Origin of the sequence: Paenibacillus lemnae (assembly GCF_012933385.1) — a bacterium.
Classification (GTDB): Bacteria; Bacillota; Bacilli; order Paenibacillales; family Paenibacillaceae; genus Paenibacillus_AQ; species Paenibacillus_AQ lemnae.
On sequence record NZ_JABBPN010000005.1, the window covers coordinates 1 to 16,391 of the forward strand.

The window sequence follows — 16,391 nt, forward strand, 5'->3', positions numbered from 1 at the left end:
TACCCATCCCGAACACGACCGTTAAGCCTTCCAGCGCCGATGGTACTTGGACCGAAGGGTCCCGGGAGAGTAGGACGCCGCCAAGCGATATACATAAGTTTTGGACATTGTTTCTTTCATTCGGCCCGTTGGTCAAGGGGTTAAGACACCTCCCTTTCACGGAGGTAACAGGGGTTCGAATCCCCTACGGGTCACCACTTTTAACACTCGCTTCAGGGGATGAGAACCCCAATGGTTCGTCGGAGCAATGACATCGATAGGAATACTTCGCAGTCTCGAACGAAGTGAGAGTATCCCCTACGGGTCACCACTTTTAACACTCGCTTCAGGGGATGAGAACCCCAATGGTTATATTGTAGTAAGATTAATATTGACGCGGGGTGGAGCAGCTCGGTAGCTCGTCGGGCTCATAACCCGAAGGCCGCAGGTTCAAATCCTGCCCCCGCAACCAATGTGGAACTGTGGTGTAGAGGCCTAACATGCCTGCCTGTCACGCAGGAGATCGCGGGTTCGAATCCCGTCAGTTCCGCCATTTTCATAACCGAAAGAGCTTTTTGGCTCGGTAGCTCAGTCGGTAGAGCAGAGGACTGAAAATCCTCGTGTCGGCGGTTCGATTCCGTCCCGAGCCACCATTTTTTGAATAACTGTATACGCCGGTGTAGCTCAACTGGTAGAGCAACTGACTTGTAATCAGTAGGTTGGGGGTTCAAGTCCTCTCGCCGGCACCATTTGGAGGATTAGCGAAGTGGCCAAACGCAGCAGACTGTAAATCTGTTCTCGTACGAGTTCGGTGGTTCGAATCCATCATCCTCCACCAGTTTTATAGGGGCATAGTTTAAAGGTAGAACAGCGGTCTCCAAAACCGTTAGTGTGGGTTCAATTCCTGCTGCCCCTGCCAATTGAAAATATTGTGGCGGTCGTGGCGAAGGGGTTAACGCACCGGTCTGTGGCTCCGGCATTCGTGGGTTCAAGTCCCATCGATCGCCCCATATTTTTTTCAATAATATCATATTGGGGATTAGCCAAGCGGTAAGGCAACGGACTTTGACTCCGTCATGCATAGGTTCGAATCCTATATCCCCAGCCATCGTATTGCGGACGTGGCTCAGCGGTAGAGCATCGCCTTGCCAAGGCGAGGGTCGCGGGTTCGATTCCCGTCGTCCGCTCCATTTTTGTTTTTGGCGCCATAGCCAAGTGGTAAGGCACAGCTCTGCAAAAGCTTTATCCCCAGTTCGAATCTGGGTGGCGCCTCCATTGTATTTTGTGCCCTTAGCTCAGCTGGATAGAGCGTTTGACTACGAATCAAAAGGCCAGGAGTTCGAATCTCTTAGGGCACGCCATTTAGCAAGCCGGTGTGGCGGAATTGGCAGACGCGCGCGACTCAAAATCGTGAGGGAAACCGTGGGGGTTCGAGTCCCTTCACCGGCATTACAAAAAGGAACATGGGAAACCATGTTCCTTTTTCTTTTAACCAAGCAAATATACAAACAAGTGGACGAGTGAGACTCCTCCGCTTGTTTGTGTTTTGTAATGAATTGACAAAGGTCTGTGAATAGCCCCGACTAAAGTCGAGGTCGAAAAACCGCCTGTGGTCCGTTTTAGAACATATGAAATTTCCCTAAAATAGAGTCATAAGGTTGATTTCCCCTAAACATGAGAAAAAAGAAAACTAAAGAATGATTTTAAAAAAGAGAGGCGGTGTTACATTGAGAAGCTCGAAAACAAATGGAATGAGTATTTTATTGATTGGATTAGGTGCTTTAATTCTGTTGGGTGTGTTCGGTCCATTGTTAGGCTGGTTGTTCAGCTTGTTGATTCCTATTCTGATGATTGGGTTGGGATATTACGGGATCAAGCAGGGAAACACACTGATTGGTTGGATCGTGCTCGCCATCGGGATTATGTCCCTGATTGGGAAGCTGTCCTGGTTAATCGGTCCGCTCTTGGGTATTGCCTTGATCGTGTTCGGCATTTCCCGATTAAAAAGAAATCGGCACCGGTATTATTAATCTAGACACAGACACGATTTGATTGAAAAGGAGGATTACCCATAATGAGTGTGTTTCGTCGTATCCGAGACATTACAATGGCAACTTTAAATGAAAAACTGGAGCAAAGTCAGGATCCGGTCAAATTGATTGATCAGTTTCTGCATTCGACCCGACAGGACATCCTGGAGGCAGAGAAACTTCAGCAGCAATGTGAATCCCACACCCGTCATTTGAAGCAGCAGGTGGATCAAGCGGATTCTATGAAAAACAAACGCGAGGAACAGGCTCTTCTGGCTTTAAAGGCTGGAGAAGATCATTTGGCTAAATTAGCTCTTCAGGAAAAGCTGTTATATGAAGAAAAAATAGAACAGTATCAAGGCTTGCTGAGTACGAGCCGTGAAGCTTTAAGGGAAGTAGAAGAGCAGCTTGGCGTGCTTCGCATGGAGTATCAGAGCGCCTACAGCAAGCGTCAGTACTACGCAGCACGCATGGAGACACTAAGACTCCAGCAGCGCATGAACGGCCGTACAGGAGCTCACAATGGCCAGGATGTACCGAAGATGTTTAACCGCTTGGAAGATCGCATCAGCGACTGGGAACTGGAAGCCCAGAGTTTACGGGATCTTCGTAAAATGGATAACCAGTATTCCGGCCAGTCAAGTGAAGGTGTCTCTGGTATTCTCGACCGGGAGCTGGCACGTCTGAAGCAAAAGCTGAACAACAGCGGAAAGGAGTAATCATGACGAAATTGTTCCGTTCTACCCGAGACAAGGCGTTTACCGGGTTGATCGGCGGACTGTCGGACACGCTGGGCGTCGATTCAACCCTGATCCGTATCATTTTCGTAGTCAGTATATTCTTTACGGGCGGCGCGACACTGTTGATCTATTTAATCGCCGCACTGGTCGTACCCAAAGAGCCCAATTATCGGGATCCATATCGACGCGGGGGACGCCGGCCAGAGGATTATCGTTATGATTATGATCCCCGCGGCCCGCATCAGGGTTATCCGGAAGGCCGCAGAGATTTTCAAGGAGAATATGACGGCTATGATCGTTCTTACCGGGCTCCAGGGTTTGATGAAAGAGGTCCTTCTCCGAGACAAAGTGCGCCTGAGGCTGATCTGGATGCCATGATGAAGGACATCGAGAAGAAGGCTTTGAAGAAAGAAATTGATGAACTCAAACAAAAATTATCCAAGTACGAGAAGGGAGATTTATAATATGGGAGTATTTAAAAGAATTAAGGATATGACAAAAGCATCGGTGAATGAGCTGCTCGACAAGGTGGAAGATCCAATTGTAATGCTGAATCAATATTTGCGTGATATGGAAGCTGAAATTCATGAGGCTGAGGTAACGGTTGCCAAGCAGATGGCCAATGAACGCCGGATGAAGCAGCGTGTAGAGGAAGCTGTAAAAATGGCAGCACAGCGTGAATCTCAAGCAGAGCTCGCTCTGAAGAACGGTCAGGAAGAAGTTGCACGTAAACTGCTGGAAGAAAAGATTTACTTTGATCAAAAGCAGACAGAATACCAGGATCTTCATGATCAGTCCGAAGCTCAAGCGAAAGAGCTTGTTGCTCAGCTTCATGAAATGAAGGATGAGTTTTACAAAATGCGCAATAAGCGCAATGAGCTGGTAGCTCGCGCACAAATGGCGAAAGCGAAAAAGCAAATGTCCCAGGTCAGCAGCCTGCATTCGATCGAGAGCGGAAGTGCGTCCATGGGCTTCCACCGTATGGAAGAGAAAATCATGCAGCTGGAAGCAGAAGCTGATGTGATGCGCGCTCCTTACCGTTCCAACCAGGCCTACACTAGCCCGGTAGATGCTGAAAAGCAGCTGAAAGTGGAAGAACAGCTGAATGCGCTGAAGAATAAGATGAGCGGTGACTCGAAGGCTGAGTAATTCGTGAATGATTGATAGTAAATGTGATATGCTACTGGAGTGCAGTACATCCGGCCGCCGATCACCATAGAATCAGAAAGCCTTACGGTGCGGATCTTCCGCACTGTTTTGGCATTTTTAGAGAGCTTACTTATATATAAAGTCATGAACAAGGGAGGTGCGTTATGGAGAGGAATGCCTGGATTGCATTTGTGTTGATTGGAGCAGGCGTCTTTATGCTGTTTGGCAGATGGTTCGGATTCTTCACCATAATCGCCCTTTTGCTGATGGCTGCAGGAGTTCAACAGATCCGGTTCGGCTGGGCGAGAAGAGGCTATATTCTTCTTGGGATCGGTGCTGTTCTGCTATTGCTGGATCAGATGATGCTTGTGATTGGGATCGGTTTGATCTCGCTTGGATTTTTTTATCATAAGGCACGCAGAGCACATAAGAACGATTCATTTATTCAGCAGCAGAATTTCATGTCCAATTTTGATTGGAACCGTGCCCCATGGGTGATGCGAAGCCTGAGTGTCTGGCATGTGCTGGGTGAGGCTGATTTAGATTTATCCCTGGCGATGCCGGAGGAAAAAGAGACCGTGCTGATGTTTCATGGTCTGCTCGGCGATATGGATATTGCGATTCCGGAATATTACGGGGTAAAGATCGAAGCTTTTGTGCTGTTTGGCTCGATTGACACAGGACGCCAGCGGGAAACGGGAGTCATGAATCGTTTGAATTGGAGATCGCCCAATTATGAAACTTGCGACTATAAGGTGAAATGTATCGTATTTTATCTGGGCGGGGACTTGAGCATACGTCTGGTATGATTTAATCATTACGTTAAGGCACGTTATTGCACAGGAGGGAAGGCTCGATGGATTCGGATAAAAAGTCAAACATGATCACCCGGAGCATGCGCGAGGGCACCCTCCTGGGCTTTGCGGTGATGCTGATTGTGCTGTATGTTTTGTATACATATGATTATCTGCAGCTTATGGACGATTGGGGAGATGCCATTCAAGCGGGGATTACGATCACGCTGATGCCCATCACGCTGGGGGCCGTGTATGGATTTTTTCAGGGCTACCGAACGAAACGGAAGCTGGACCGGGTGAGAGAAACATTAACAGAATGGGAAAAGAGCGGGATTCATCCTGGCTCGATGCCGGATGTTGGCGACGACGAGGTCGGCAGACTCGGTGATCAGCTGGATCGGATCAGCAAGCGCTGGGAAGAACAAGTGACCACACTGCAGCGGCTGTCCACCAATAATGCACAGCTTGCGGAACAGGCCCGGGTCTCTGCAATTGTAGAGGAACGACAGCGATTAGCGCGAGAGCTTCATGACGCGGTTTCACAGCAGCTGTTTGCGATTTCGATGACGGCAACTGCCGTGCGAAGAACGCTTGAAAAAGATTTTGGTAAAGCTCAGCGTCAGGTGGAGCTGATTGAGGAAATGGCCTCTGTTGCCCAATCGGAAATGCGCGCACTTCTGCTGCATCTTCGTCCGGTCTATCTGGAGGGCAAGGCCCTGGAACAGGGGCTGCGTGAGCTGATTCGGGAGCTGCAGATCAAGGTGCCAATGGACATCCATTTGGAGATGGAAGAAGGCATGACCCTGGTCAAAGGGATCGAGAATCATTTGTTCCGGATCGTACAGGAGGCCATGTCCAATACACTGCGTCATGCCAAAGCCGAGAAGATGGATATCCGTATTCACCGGAAGCAGAACACGGTTCGGGTCATGCTTCGGGATGATGGTATCGGTTTTGAGCTGGATGAAAGAAAGCAGGCTTCCTACGGTTTGTCGACGATGGAAGAACGTGTTACAGAGCTTGGGGGATCGATTCAGATCATTACTGCACCTGGAAAAGGAACGCGTATTGAAATATCCGTTCCATTGATGGACGATGAACGAAAGAAAAATGAGGGGGATGGAGATGGCAGCCGAAGTGGAATCAGAGATGGAAACATCCATCAAAGTGCTTCTGGTCGATGATCATGAGATGGTTCGGATCGGATTAGCTGCGGTGTTGGGAACGGAAGATGGAATTGAAGTGGTTGGCGAGGCCGGCAGCGGGGAAGAAGGTATCCGACTGGCGAATGAATATCATCCCGATGTGGTGCTCATGGATCTGGTCATGGACGGCATGGACGGGATTGAGACTACACGTCAGCTTATGAAGCTGTTTCCGGACTGCAAGGTCATAGTGCTTACCAGTTATCTGGACGATGAAAAGATGTATCCTGTCATTGAGGCAGGCGCATTCAGTTATTTGTTAAAAACATCTCGTGCTTCTGAAGTGGCGGATGCCATTCGGGCTGCTGCAAGAGGACAGTCAGTTCTGGAATCCCAGGTAGCATCCAAGATGATGAACCGGTTCCGGCATCCCCAGGCGGAAGCACCCGCCCATAGTGAATTGACGGATCGTGAGATGGAAGTGCTTACGCTGCTCGCCAAGGGTAAATCAAATCAGGATATTGCAGATGACCTGTTTATCGGGATCAAGACTGTAAAATTTCATGTTACGAACATCTTGGCCAAGTTGGGCGTGGAAGACCGCACACAGGCGGCTATCTATGCGTATAAGAACGGATTAGCGGAATAGCATTCCCTGTTGTAAACTTGCAGTATTTTAAGGCTCAAGCTATTTATAGCTCAGGGCTTTTTTTGCTAGAATCGGGAATAGAATTTAATCTTTCGGGCATCCTTTTACTAGGTTGATAGATTCCAATCTGTAATGAGGGGCTGACCGGAATGAAATTTTATAAAGTTCAATGGGTGATGCTGACTGCAATTATAGTAATCCTCGGAGCTGTCTTTGCTGGTTTTGCAGCTGCAGAGCAAGCAGAGCAGCATACGCCACCATCCGATGAGTTGATGGAATTATATGATCTAACCCGCAAGAACATCGCAGCACCTCTATATGCCACGATTAAAGTTCAAGGGGAGCATGAAGCTCTGACGAGCGCACAACTTGAACAAATGGCGGACAACATTGTAAAGCAGCTGGGCTGGTCCGGTCTTCGTTCAGAAGAAGAAAACGGTCAGAGAACGTACCGGGTTCGGGAACGTATGGGGGATGTCAAAGTTTCTTTTGACGTGGTGCAGAGTGAGAATAAAAGCTATTTCAAAATTCAGATAGAGGGTCAGGCTGATGGGACAATCCAGCGATGGCTGGAAGTGCGTGACCGTTCTCTTCGGGTACTTCAGGGACAAGGGATATCTGCGGAATGGAATGCGGCTTTTCAGGGAAATGTAGGCAGTAGCAAACCGGCAGAGGAGCTTGCAGCTAGGGTAGAGACAGCATATTCTCAGATGATGCAGGTTCAGATGCTGGATTCTTATGAAGACAAGAATTCCTCCACGATCAGCCGTTCTTATCAAGTTCCGTCTTTAGCTCGTAAAGTGCTCAGCGGTGAGGAGGCCATTCATATGCAGATCGCTGTGCATGAAGATTACATGAAGAATAAGAGTACCATTACGATCGGATTTCCCGTCATTACCGTAGAATATTAAATCGATTATCTGAATTAAAGATGAAAAAGTATGAAATGAGATAGCATCCTTGACAGGGATATGCTAAAATGTCATCACATCGTGGTAAGTTTCGATGCATAAAAATACACTATATTACATAGAAAGAATGAGGAGCCATGACTGAATATCAAAATCTGGATACATTGAACACACCGGGATCGGTATTTTTCATCTTTGGAGCGACCGGTGATTTGGCACGACGCAAGCTGTTTCCGGCGATCTACAGCCTTTACCGTGAAGGGAAGCTTTCCGAGGATTTTGCGGTCATTGGCGTGGCGCGCCGCCCACGCACACAGGATGAATTCCGTGAGGATGTATATCAATCGATCCAGGAATTCGGACGGTACCGTTCCGATTTGAATGAGGAATGGAACACGTTTGCGCAGCATTTTGAATATAAATCGCTCGACATTAATAATATTGACGGCTTCCGCGAGCTTCGCGAGCAAACTGAGAGTCTGGAAACGAAGTTCGGCATTCCCGGCAATCGTCTGTTTTATCTGGCACTTGCTCCAGAACTTTTCGGCAGTGTTTCCTTCAACCTGATGAAGGGCGGCATGCTGGATGGTGCGGGCTGGAATCGTCTCGTGATCGAGAAGCCGTTCGGGTATGATCTGGAGTCAGCGGCGAAGCTGAACGAAGAAATTAATCAGGTGTTTAAGGAAGAAGAAATTTACCGGATTGACCACTACCTGGGCAAAGAAATGGTACAGAATATTGAAGTGATCCGGTTTGCGAACGCCTTTTTTGAACCGCTGTGGAACAACAAACACATCGCTAATGTACAAATTACGCTTGGCGAAACCGTGGGTGTAGAAGAGCGCGGCGGGTATTACGACAATGCGGGAGCTTTGCGTGATATGGGTCAAAACCATATGCTGCAGATGCTGACCATGATTGCCATGGAACCCCCGAGCCGTCTGCTGCCAGAGGATATCCGTGATGAGAAGGTGAAGGTACTTCGTTCATTGCGTCCTTACGCATCCAGTGATGATGTGGCTGAGAATGTGGTCCGCGGCCAGTACACCAAGGGTAGTGCCGGCGGCAAAGAGCTTACAGCATATCGTGAAGAGGATAAGGTTCATCCGGAATCCAACACGGAAACGTATTTTGCTGCACGTTTGTTTGTGGATAATTTCCGTTGGGCAGGCATTCCGTTCTATATCCGTACAGGCAAACGCCTCCCGGTGAAAACAACGGAAGTGGTCGTTGAATTCAAACGCATGCCGGGCAATGTCTACCTCGGTCAGAAACATTCACTGGAGCCGAATCTGCTCGTAATCCGCGTGAATCCGATGGAAGGCTTGTATGTGAAGATCAATGCGAAAAAGCCGGGATCAGAATCGGAGATCGAGCCGGTAGCGATGGACTTCTGCCAGAGCTGTCTGGTGGGCATTAACTCGCCGGAAGCTTATGAGCGTCTGCTTCATGATGCTGCACGCGGTGATCATACGTATTTCACCCGTTGGGATGAAGTGGCGTCGGCCTGGTCCTTCGTGGATAAGATTGCACAGTCCTGGAGAGAGAACCAAGGCCAGCTGGAGCATTATCCTGCAGGATCCTGGGGACCTCAAAAAGCAGATGAGCTTCTGCAGAAGGATGGATTCCACTGGTGGCCGGTGAACGGTCAAGATGAAGATAAAGTGATATGGAACAAAGGTGCAAATTAATGTGAACATGTAATATACAAAAATCATCCCCGTACGCTACTCGTATGGGGATGATTTGCGTATGGATTGTGGTACAATGATATACATGACTTTAGTACGAAGGGAACAGTGAAATGAGCAAAATCCAAAATGAGCTGCAAGCCGAAGTCGATAAGCGCAGAACGTTTGCAATTATCTCCCACCCGGATGCCGGTAAAACAACACTTACCGAGAAGCTGCTGCTGTTTGGCGGCGCCATTCGTCTGGCAGGGTCGGTTAAGGCCCGTAAAGCAAGCAAGCACGCAACCAGTGACTGGATGGAAATTGAGAAACAGCGGGGAATTTCAGTAACATCCTCTGTGATGCAGTTTGATTATAAAGGTCACCGGATTAACATACTGGATACACCGGGTCACCAGGATTTCAGTGAGGACACCTACCGGACACTTACAGCAGCGGACAGTGCCGTCATGCTGATTGACGTAGCCAAAGGGGTCGAGGCGCAAACGATCAAGCTGTTCCAGGTTTGTGCCAAGCGGGGAATTCCGATCTTTACGTTTATCAATAAGCTTGACCGTGAAGGGCGCAGCCCGTTTGATCTCATGGAAGAGATCGAACAAGTGCTGGGTATTCGTTCTGTGCCTATGAATTGGCCGATCGGATCCGGACGGGATTTATGCGGTGTCTATGACCGCATGAAGAATCAGGTGGAGCTGTTCAATGGCGAAGACCATTCTACTATTGAAGTGAAAAAGGTCGATGATTATAACGATCCGGTTATACGTGAAATGGCAGGAGAATACCTGCATGATCAGCTGTGTCAGGACCTGGAGCTGCTGGATGTGGCAGGAGACCCGTTCGACCTGGATAAAGTGCTGAAGGGTGAACTAACCCCAGTCTTCTTCGGAAGTGCTGTTAACAATTTCGGGGTACAGACCTTTCTGGAGAACTTCCTGCAGCTGGCACCGAAACCGGAGCCGCGCAGCAGCACAGAAGGCATGATTGAACCGACGAACGAGCGGTTTACGGGATACGTCTTCAAAATCCAAGCGAACATGAACCCGGCTCACCGTGATCGTCTAGCATTTCTTCGGATTGTGTCAGGGAAATTCGAACGGGGCATGAGTGTTAGACATATCCGTGCAGGGAAAGATATTAAACTGTCGCAGCCGCAGCAATTTTTAGCCCAAGATCGTGATATCATTCAAGAAGCTTACCCGGGTGATATTGTCGGGTTGTTTGATCCCGGTATTTTCCGCATCGGCGATTCCTTGAGCCAGGGAGGAGAAGTTATTTTTAATGAGCTTCCAACGTTCTCCCCGGAGCTGTTCGCTAAGGTAACTGTTAAAAATGCACTCAAGCATAAGCAGTATCAAAAGGGTGTGGATCAGCTTACAGAAGAAGGCACGATCCAGGTATTCCGGACCATCAATTTTGACGATATGATCTTAGGTGTTGTCGGTCAGCTTCAGTTTGAGGTATTTGAATACCGTATGAAGGCGGAATATGGAGTGGAAGTCCAGCTTCAGCGTATGCCATATCAGTTCGCACGGTGGCTGGTCGATGACAAGGTCGACGCGTCCAAGTTCCGGATTAATTCTACGCTGGTGAAGGACAAAAAAGACAATTATGTCGTTCTGTTCGAGAATGAGTATGCGATGAGAACCGCAGTAGATAAAAACCCGACGGCTCAATTTCTTGAAACGGCGCCTTAAATCGGCAATTGAGATTTAGCAATTCGAAATAGAAGAACGACGTATAACAAAATCCCCCTGCCAGGCGGCGGGGGGATTTTGCACAGCCAAGACTGTTATTTCTGTACCAGCTGACCTGGCGTTACAGTCTTGAGGTGGTCATGAAGGGAAGAGATTAGATCAGTCTGGGCGGACGCATTCATATCCTTCCACATCATCTCAAACATGACGCCAAGGCCCGGAAGAGCGGCTTCCGGACCGTCAACGGAACCCTCGATCATGGAGCGCAGCTGTTGTTCATCCTGTTCATGGACCTTATGAATGACGGCCTGCCTTAGATCTAACAATATGGACATCGAAATGTTCCTCCTTGTTATTTGGGGTCTCCATTAATGTGCCCGCACCAAGAGTGATAAATTCAAGAATATCCTGTGCTATGCTATACTGGCTTAACAGCATATACTTGCGTCCGGGGGGAAAGAATATGGCAAAAAAACAATATGCCGTGATCGGCATGGGACGTTTCGGTACGAGTGTGGCTAAAGAGCTCAGCGGCATGGGCTTTGATGTATTGGCCGTGGATGCAAGCGAACAGCGCATCCAGGAGATCGCGGGTTTGGTGACACATGCCGTATCGTCGGATTCCACAGATGAAGAAGCACTTCGTGCGCTGGGCATCCGAAACTTCGATGTCGTAGTTGTAGCTATTGGAGAGGATATCCAGTCGAGCATTCTGACGACACTGATTCTCAAAGATTTAGGCGTGCCAGTCATTATTGTGAAGGCAAAAAATGAACTTCACGGCAAGGTTCTTGGCAAGATTGGTGCGGATAAAGTGATCTTCCCTGAGCGGGATATGGGGCTTCGAGTCGCACATCACCTCGTATCACCCAATATTCTTGAATATATTGAGGTTTCGGATGATTACAGCATCATGGAAATGAAAGCTTCTTCCGAGATGATCGGAATGAACCTGAAGGAGCTGGATATCCGGGCACGATTTGGATGTAACGTTATGGGAATTCGAACGAACGGATCGATGAACATTTCACCCCATCCGGAAGATCGACTGAGAGCAGGCGATGTTCTGGTCATTGTGGGGCAGAAAAACGATTTAACGAAGCTGGAGCTTGCTTATCCGAAATAATATTGTTGTTACAGCACTTATTATGTATGAATGAAAAAAGCAGGTGATGTTGTGGAGATTTTATCGCTGCAAAATGCCCGGGTCAAGTCCTGGGTTCAACTGCAGGAGAAGAAGCATAGGGAGAAGCAGAGTAAATATCTGGTTGAGGGTATTCATCTCGTTCAGGAGGCGCTTCTTGCCGGCGCGGATGTAGAGGTTGTTGCATATGACCGGGATCAAGGCATTCCTGCTGAACTCCGGAATCTGCCGGACCTCGGCCGAAAAGTGGAGTGGATTGGCGTAACAGAGGCAATTATCGCGAAAATCAGCGATGCCTCCACACCTCAGCCGGTTCTTGGCATTGTACGCAAAGAACAAGGTCCATGGGACAAATTGCTGCAAAATGCCGGGCGTCCTGTCATCGTGCTGGATGGAGTGCAGGATCCCGGCAATGTAGGCACCATCATCCGGAGCGCGGATGCATCCGGCGCAGCCGGTGTGGTCCTGGGGAAAGGCTGTGCAGATTTATATAATCCCAAGACGGTCCGCTCGACCATGGGATCTTTGTTTCATCTGCCCGTGATTGAAGGGGATCTGGAAGAACTGCTTCCGCAAGCCAAAGAAAGAGGGGCGAGGCTGGTCACCACTTCGCTGGAAGGAAAGGCAGCAGCCTTTCATTACGATTACACCGGCTCTTGCTGGATTGTGATTGGCAGTGAAGGCCGCGGAGTATCTCCGGAGGTCACAGCCATGGTGAATGATGCGGTGATCATTCCGATGCCCGGACGGGCAGAATCGCTTAATGCGGCGATGGCAGCAACGATTCTTTTGTTTGAAGCGTTGAGACAGCGGGAATATTCGCAGCGCTCCCAAGGAGGATTGTAGTGTGAATGACGAACGGTATGAGGCTCTGTTTCAGCCTCTGAAGCTGCCTTGCGGTGTAGTGATCAAAAACCGCTTTTTCAAATCTGCCATGAGCGAAGGGATGGGGGATGATTCCTATGGTCCGACACAGGAATTGATCCACCTGTATAAGGTGTGGGGTGAAGGAGGGACCGGGCTGCTTGTGACGGGAAATGTCATGATAGACCACCTTGCCTTAGGCGAGCCGAGTAATGTGGTGGTGGAAGATAACCGGCATATGGACAAGCTGAAGGCGTGGGCTCAAAGTGTCACAGGCACGGGTGCACATCTTTGGGTACAGCTGAACCATCCAGGCAAGCAATCACCCAAGTTCCTCTCCAAAGAGCCTGTTGCTCCGAGTGCCATCCCGCTCGGCGGCAGTTTAAGCCGCTATTTTGCAGCGCCCAGAGCACTTACGAAAGATGAGATCCGCGAGCTGATTCAAGGTTTTGCACGTTCGGCATTGATCTGCAAACAGGCCGGATTCAGCGGGGTACAGATCCACGGCGCACACGGCTATCTCGTAAGTCAGTTTCTCTCTCCTCATCATAACCGCAGAGATGATGCATGGGGCGGCAGCCTGGAGCATCGGATGCGCTTTGTGACCGAAATTTACAAGGCTATTCGCCATGAGGTCGGACCGGAATATGCGGTGAGCATCAAGCTGAATTCTGCAGACTTCCAGCGAGGCGGATTTACAGAAGAAGAGTCCCTGGAAGTGATTCGCACACTGTCCGATTTAGGGATTGACCTGATTGAAATATCCGGCGGCAGCTATGAAAAGCCGGCAATGACCGGAAGTGAAGTCCGGGAGAGCACACGGGAACGGGAAGCGTATTTTCTGATTTTTGCTGCTAAAGTCAAGTCCGTCGTAGCTTGTCCGGTGGTCGTTACAGGCGGATTTCGCTCGGTCCGTGCCATGAATGGGGCGATTATCGACGGAGAAAGCGATATGATCGGTATTGCCAGACCGCTTGCGGTTATGCCGGAGCTGCCTGTTCAGATTCAACATGGGCATTATGAATCGATGGAAGTCCCCAAGGTCACAACCGGATCGAAAAGTCTTGATCAGAAGCTGGGTCTTTTGGAGAATGTATGGTATTCATCCCAGCTCAAAAGAATAGGCGCAGGAAAACGGCCGGTAAATCAACCGATCGGGAAGAGGCAGCTTCTCAAATTGCTCATGGACAGCGGTATTCAGATCTTGAGAAAAAAACGGGCATGACCTTCTACAGATGATAATAGCCCATCCTTATGTAAAGGACCGAAACCACGATGTTGTGGTCTCGGTCTTTTTGTTGTGAATGCTGGCAGTGTCCTAAGATAACCGACACGCGGGTCTTCTTTTTTACATGTTGTCCGCATATGTTCTTGTAAAGGAAAGGCATGAATGCACAAGCTGTGATGCCTCCGATACCGGGAGGGGGACGCCTATGTTTCGTAGAAAAAGATGGGGAAGCCGCCGTTTGTCACTGCCGTCCTGGCCGTCTTGGCCTAAAGGCCGAATGAAGCGAGTCTACCGAAAGCCGGTTCGCATGATGAGACCTGGTGTTTCTGCATGGAGACCGTCAAGACAGCATGAGACAAGACCGAAGAGCCGGAAAAAGTGGTGGCTGTTTGCTGTTTTTGTGCTGCTGTTTGCCATATTTCAACTTTTTTTATACGTCGAGCGGAATCTGAAGCCCCCCATCATGCATCTGGCTCAAATTCGGGTGAAGCAGATTGCTACGGAAGCGATTAACAAAGCGATTACAAGCCAGGTTTCTGAAGGGAAGACCTTCGATAATCTGGTGAACTGGCAGACAGACAGTGCCGGAAAAGTAACAGGGTTTATGCTTAATTATGCAGAGCATCTTAGGATCACCTCATTTACGACCCAGCTCGTTCAGGAAACGCTGGAATCCATTCATAACCGGAAGGAACATATTCCTTTGGGACAGGTACTGAAAAGTCCGATCGTGGCTTCGTTTGGACCGAAAATTCCTGTGAAAATAGAACCGCAGGGCGCGGTAAAAGTTCAGCTGGATACGAGGCAGCAGGAAGCTGGAATTAATATGATCCTGGTAGAAGTCTTTGTTCATATTGTGACCGAAGTAGCCGTCGTCGTCCCTTTTGATATGGAGCCGCAGGTAGTGGAGACCGACATTCCCATATCATACCTTTTGGTTGTTGGTGATGTTCCTATGTATTATTATGATAATCAGGGCCGGCCTGTCGGCGAGAATCGTTCTGCTGCACCGAGCATCGCTATACCTTCACCTGCACCCAATCATGGAGAGAAACTGCAATCCGTTCCTGGACCCCAAACGACGGTTCCCGTGAATCCGGGTGTGGAATCTCCAGCTAAAGACGAACTCGGCGGGAGTTCGCCAGAAACAACGAGTCCATCCCAGAAAGAAGCAGACCATGGATCTTGATCAGAAAAAGAGCCAGCCTTAACAAAACGCAAACGCACCGTTCTCAACGGTGCGTTTGTTTGTTCTTTCGAAGCGATTGGCGCTCCTGTATTTCCCACTGTTTCAGCAGCGGATAAGGATCAAAAGACCATTCGGATAATCCGGTATCCCGATAAATTCCGTAATGCAGATGAGGAGGGAATTTGCCGGAGGTGCCGGGTTTTCCATAACCTGAACTGCCGACCCAGCCAATGGTTTGACCGGGCGTGACAATATCACCGGCATTGATCCCTTTTTCAAATCCCTGCAGATGCGCATAATAGTGATAATGGTTGTTCAGATCGCGAATGCCGATCCGCCATCCCCCAAACCGGTTCCAGCCTTTAAGTTCTACAACACCGTGGCAGGTGCTTCGTACCGGGACACCGTATCTGGCAAACAGATCGGTCCCTTCGTGGATACGGCGCCCACCCCAGCTTCGCCCCAGACCATACGTGCTGCGGTATGAGAAATCGCTTTTGACAGGAAGCGGAAAGGCGTGATCAAATAAATCCAGGCGTCCATGGGTTTCATACAGCTTCCCATACTGAAGAATACGCTGAACAGCCCGTCCATTCTGATAATAAGCCCACAAACCGTCTGCAAAATTGTCCTCACGGTGTCCGTATGCACTCAATTTAGAGGCCACACTGTACAGCAGATCGATATTGTTGTTGGATTCCGCTTTCCCGTCCCCGTCCCCATCCAGGCCCATTCCCGAATACAGCTCAATGGTGACAGGATACGTATCTTCAGGATCAGGGTTAAGCGGTCCAGCCCAAGCGGTCAAAGGTACAAAAATTCCGATGGCCCGTTCGGGATGTTTTCTGTCTTTGGGATGAACCCGGGTTAACGTACGCTCATATTGATCGATGGCCGCCAAGCGGTACCAAGGGATCTGAGTCACGGCGGAAATGCGTTCATACAGCTGTTTTCTCATTGTAAAGACGTCGCTGTCCTTCTTTTCGGGAGCAAAGGCTGCCACGGGAGAAGGCGCGTGATCTGCATGTGCAGCAGCAGTACCGCCCTGCCAGAAACAACATGCGGCAGATGGGATCACCATCAAAGCGGCAATCCGCCTGACCCACTGCCTGTTTTTTTGGCGTGTTAGTTTGTTCATATTCCTGCCCTCCTGAGTTGCAGCTTGAATCTCGATTGACGCA

The 16,391-nt window shown here is 49.2% G+C and carries 16 protein-coding genes, 13 tRNA genes and 1 rRNA gene; 28 read left to right on the top strand and 2 right to left on the bottom strand.

Features of this window, described 5'->3' with window-relative positions; all coding sequences use genetic code 11:
• The 24 genes from rrf to HII30_RS07375 form a co-directional block, all read left to right on the top strand.
• Window positions 1–86: ribosomal RNA gene (gene rrf, locus HII30_RS07260) — 5S ribosomal RNA — on the top strand; the annotation flags it as partial.
• A gap of 36 nt (window positions 87–122) precedes the next feature.
• Window positions 123–197, top strand: a tRNA-Glu gene (locus HII30_RS07265).
• Window positions 198–374: 177 nt separating this feature from the next.
• Window positions 375–451, top strand: a tRNA-Met gene (locus HII30_RS07270).
• Between the two features lie 4 nt (window positions 452–455).
• Window positions 456–532: transfer RNA gene (locus HII30_RS07275), tRNA-Asp, on the top strand.
• A gap of 24 nt (window positions 533–556) precedes the next feature.
• Window positions 557–632 (top strand) — tRNA-Phe (locus tag HII30_RS07280).
• 20 nt (window positions 633–652) lie between these two features.
• Window positions 653–728, top strand: a tRNA-Thr gene (locus HII30_RS07285).
• 3 nt (window positions 729–731) lie between these two features.
• Window positions 732–817 (top strand) — tRNA-Tyr (locus HII30_RS07290).
• 7 nt (window positions 818–824) lie between these two features.
• Window positions 825–898: transfer RNA gene (locus HII30_RS07295), tRNA-Trp, on the top strand.
• Between the two features lie 15 nt (window positions 899–913).
• A tRNA-His gene (locus HII30_RS07300) sits at window positions 914–989 on the top strand.
• A gap of 23 nt (window positions 990–1,012) precedes the next feature.
• Window positions 1,013–1,087, top strand: a tRNA-Gln gene (locus HII30_RS07305).
• A gap of 7 nt (window positions 1,088–1,094) precedes the next feature.
• Window positions 1,095–1,169: transfer RNA gene (locus tag HII30_RS07310), tRNA-Gly, on the top strand.
• An 11-nt stretch (window positions 1,170–1,180) separates the two neighbouring features.
• Window positions 1,181–1,254 (top strand) — tRNA-Cys (locus HII30_RS07315).
• Window positions 1,255–1,263: 9 nt separating this feature from the next.
• Window positions 1,264–1,340, top strand: a tRNA-Arg gene (locus HII30_RS07320).
• A gap of 8 nt (window positions 1,341–1,348) precedes the next feature.
• Window positions 1,349–1,428, top strand: a tRNA-Leu gene (locus HII30_RS07325).
• Window positions 1,429–1,706: 278 nt separating this feature from the next.
• On the top strand, window positions 1,707–2,009 hold the full coding sequence (locus HII30_RS07330; protein ID WP_169504573.1) for a hypothetical protein: 303 nt from the start codon (window positions 1,707–1,709) through the stop codon (window positions 2,007–2,009).
• 44 nt (window positions 2,010–2,053) lie between these two features.
• Window positions 2,054–2,728 carry a PspA/IM30 family protein gene (locus tag HII30_RS07335; protein ID WP_169504371.1) on the top strand — a complete coding sequence of 225 codons (675 nt, stop codon included), beginning with the start codon at window positions 2,054–2,056 and terminating at the stop codon, window positions 2,726–2,728.
• A gap of 2 nt (window positions 2,729–2,730) precedes the next feature.
• Entirely contained in the window at window positions 2,731–3,213 is a 483-nt protein-coding gene (locus HII30_RS07340; RefSeq protein ID WP_169504372.1) for a PspC domain-containing protein, read from the top strand.
• A gap of 1 nt (window position 3,214) precedes the next feature.
• Window positions 3,215–3,898, top strand: coding sequence for a PspA/IM30 family protein (locus HII30_RS07345; RefSeq protein ID WP_169504373.1), 684 nt, complete (start codon window positions 3,215–3,217; stop codon window positions 3,896–3,898).
• A gap of 164 nt (window positions 3,899–4,062) precedes the next feature.
• Window positions 4,063–4,707, top strand: a complete 645-nt coding sequence (gene liaF / locus HII30_RS07350; RefSeq protein ID WP_169504374.1) for a cell wall-active antibiotics response protein LiaF — start codon at window positions 4,063–4,065, stop codon at window positions 4,705–4,707.
• A 47-nt stretch (window positions 4,708–4,754) separates the two neighbouring features.
• Complete coding sequence (locus HII30_RS07355) at window positions 4,755–5,879, top strand: sensor histidine kinase (protein ID WP_169504375.1); 1,125 nt, start codon at window positions 4,755–4,757, stop codon at window positions 5,877–5,879.
• Entirely contained in the window at window positions 5,845–6,489 is a 645-nt protein-coding gene (locus tag HII30_RS07360; RefSeq protein ID WP_169504376.1) for a response regulator, read from the top strand. The genes HII30_RS07355 and HII30_RS07360 overlap by 35 nt, the downstream gene beginning before the upstream one ends.
• 149 nt (window positions 6,490–6,638) lie before the next feature.
• Window positions 6,639–7,400, top strand: coding sequence for a YwmB family TATA-box binding protein (locus HII30_RS07365; protein WP_169504377.1), 762 nt, complete (start codon window positions 6,639–6,641; stop codon window positions 7,398–7,400).
• Between the two features lie 137 nt (window positions 7,401–7,537).
• Complete coding sequence (gene zwf / locus HII30_RS07370; RefSeq protein WP_169504378.1) at window positions 7,538–9,091, top strand: glucose-6-phosphate dehydrogenase; 1,554 nt, start codon at window positions 7,538–7,540, stop codon at window positions 9,089–9,091.
• A gap of 113 nt (window positions 9,092–9,204) precedes the next feature.
• On the top strand, window positions 9,205–10,785 hold the full coding sequence (locus tag HII30_RS07375; RefSeq protein ID WP_169504379.1) for a peptide chain release factor 3: 1,581 nt from the start codon (window positions 9,205–9,207) through the stop codon (window positions 10,783–10,785).
• Window positions 10,786–10,880: 95 nt separating this feature from the next.
• Here HII30_RS07375 and HII30_RS07380 read toward each other — a convergent pair whose 3' ends face one another.
• Complete coding sequence (locus tag HII30_RS07380; protein ID WP_169504380.1) at window positions 10,881–11,120, bottom strand: small acid-soluble spore protein SspI; 240 nt, start codon at window positions 11,118–11,120, stop codon at window positions 10,881–10,883.
• A 128-nt stretch (window positions 11,121–11,248) separates the two neighbouring features.
• Between HII30_RS07380 and HII30_RS07385 the strand changes: the two genes are divergently transcribed.
• The 4 genes from HII30_RS07385 to yunB all read left to right on the top strand — a co-directional run bounded on the left by HII30_RS07385 (window position 11,249) and on the right by yunB (window position 15,210).
• Entirely contained in the window at window positions 11,249–11,911 is a 663-nt protein-coding gene (locus HII30_RS07385; RefSeq protein WP_169504381.1) for a potassium channel family protein, read from the top strand.
• Between the two features lie 51 nt (window positions 11,912–11,962).
• On the top strand, window positions 11,963–12,775 hold the full coding sequence (locus HII30_RS07390) for a TrmH family RNA methyltransferase (protein WP_169504382.1): 813 nt from the start codon (window positions 11,963–11,965) through the stop codon (window positions 12,773–12,775).
• 1 nt (window position 12,776) lies between these two features.
• Window positions 12,777–14,018 carry an NADH:flavin oxidoreductase/NADH oxidase family protein gene (locus HII30_RS07395; RefSeq protein ID WP_343045075.1) on the top strand — a complete coding sequence of 414 codons (1,242 nt, stop codon included), beginning with the start codon at window positions 12,777–12,779 and terminating at the stop codon, window positions 14,016–14,018.
• A gap of 310 nt (window positions 14,019–14,328) precedes the next feature.
• Window positions 14,329–15,210: a sporulation protein YunB gene (gene yunB, locus HII30_RS07400; RefSeq protein ID WP_169504575.1), complete on the top strand. Its 882-nt coding sequence runs from the start codon at window positions 14,329–14,331 to the stop codon at window positions 15,208–15,210.
• Window positions 15,211–15,253: 43 nt separating this feature from the next.
• Here yunB and HII30_RS07405 read toward each other — a convergent pair whose 3' ends face one another.
• A complete protein-coding gene (locus tag HII30_RS07405; protein ID WP_246246183.1) occupies window positions 15,254–16,348 on the bottom strand; it encodes a M23 family metallopeptidase in 1,095 nt (364 codons plus the stop codon).
• Between the last annotated feature and the right edge of the window lie 43 nt (window positions 16,349–16,391).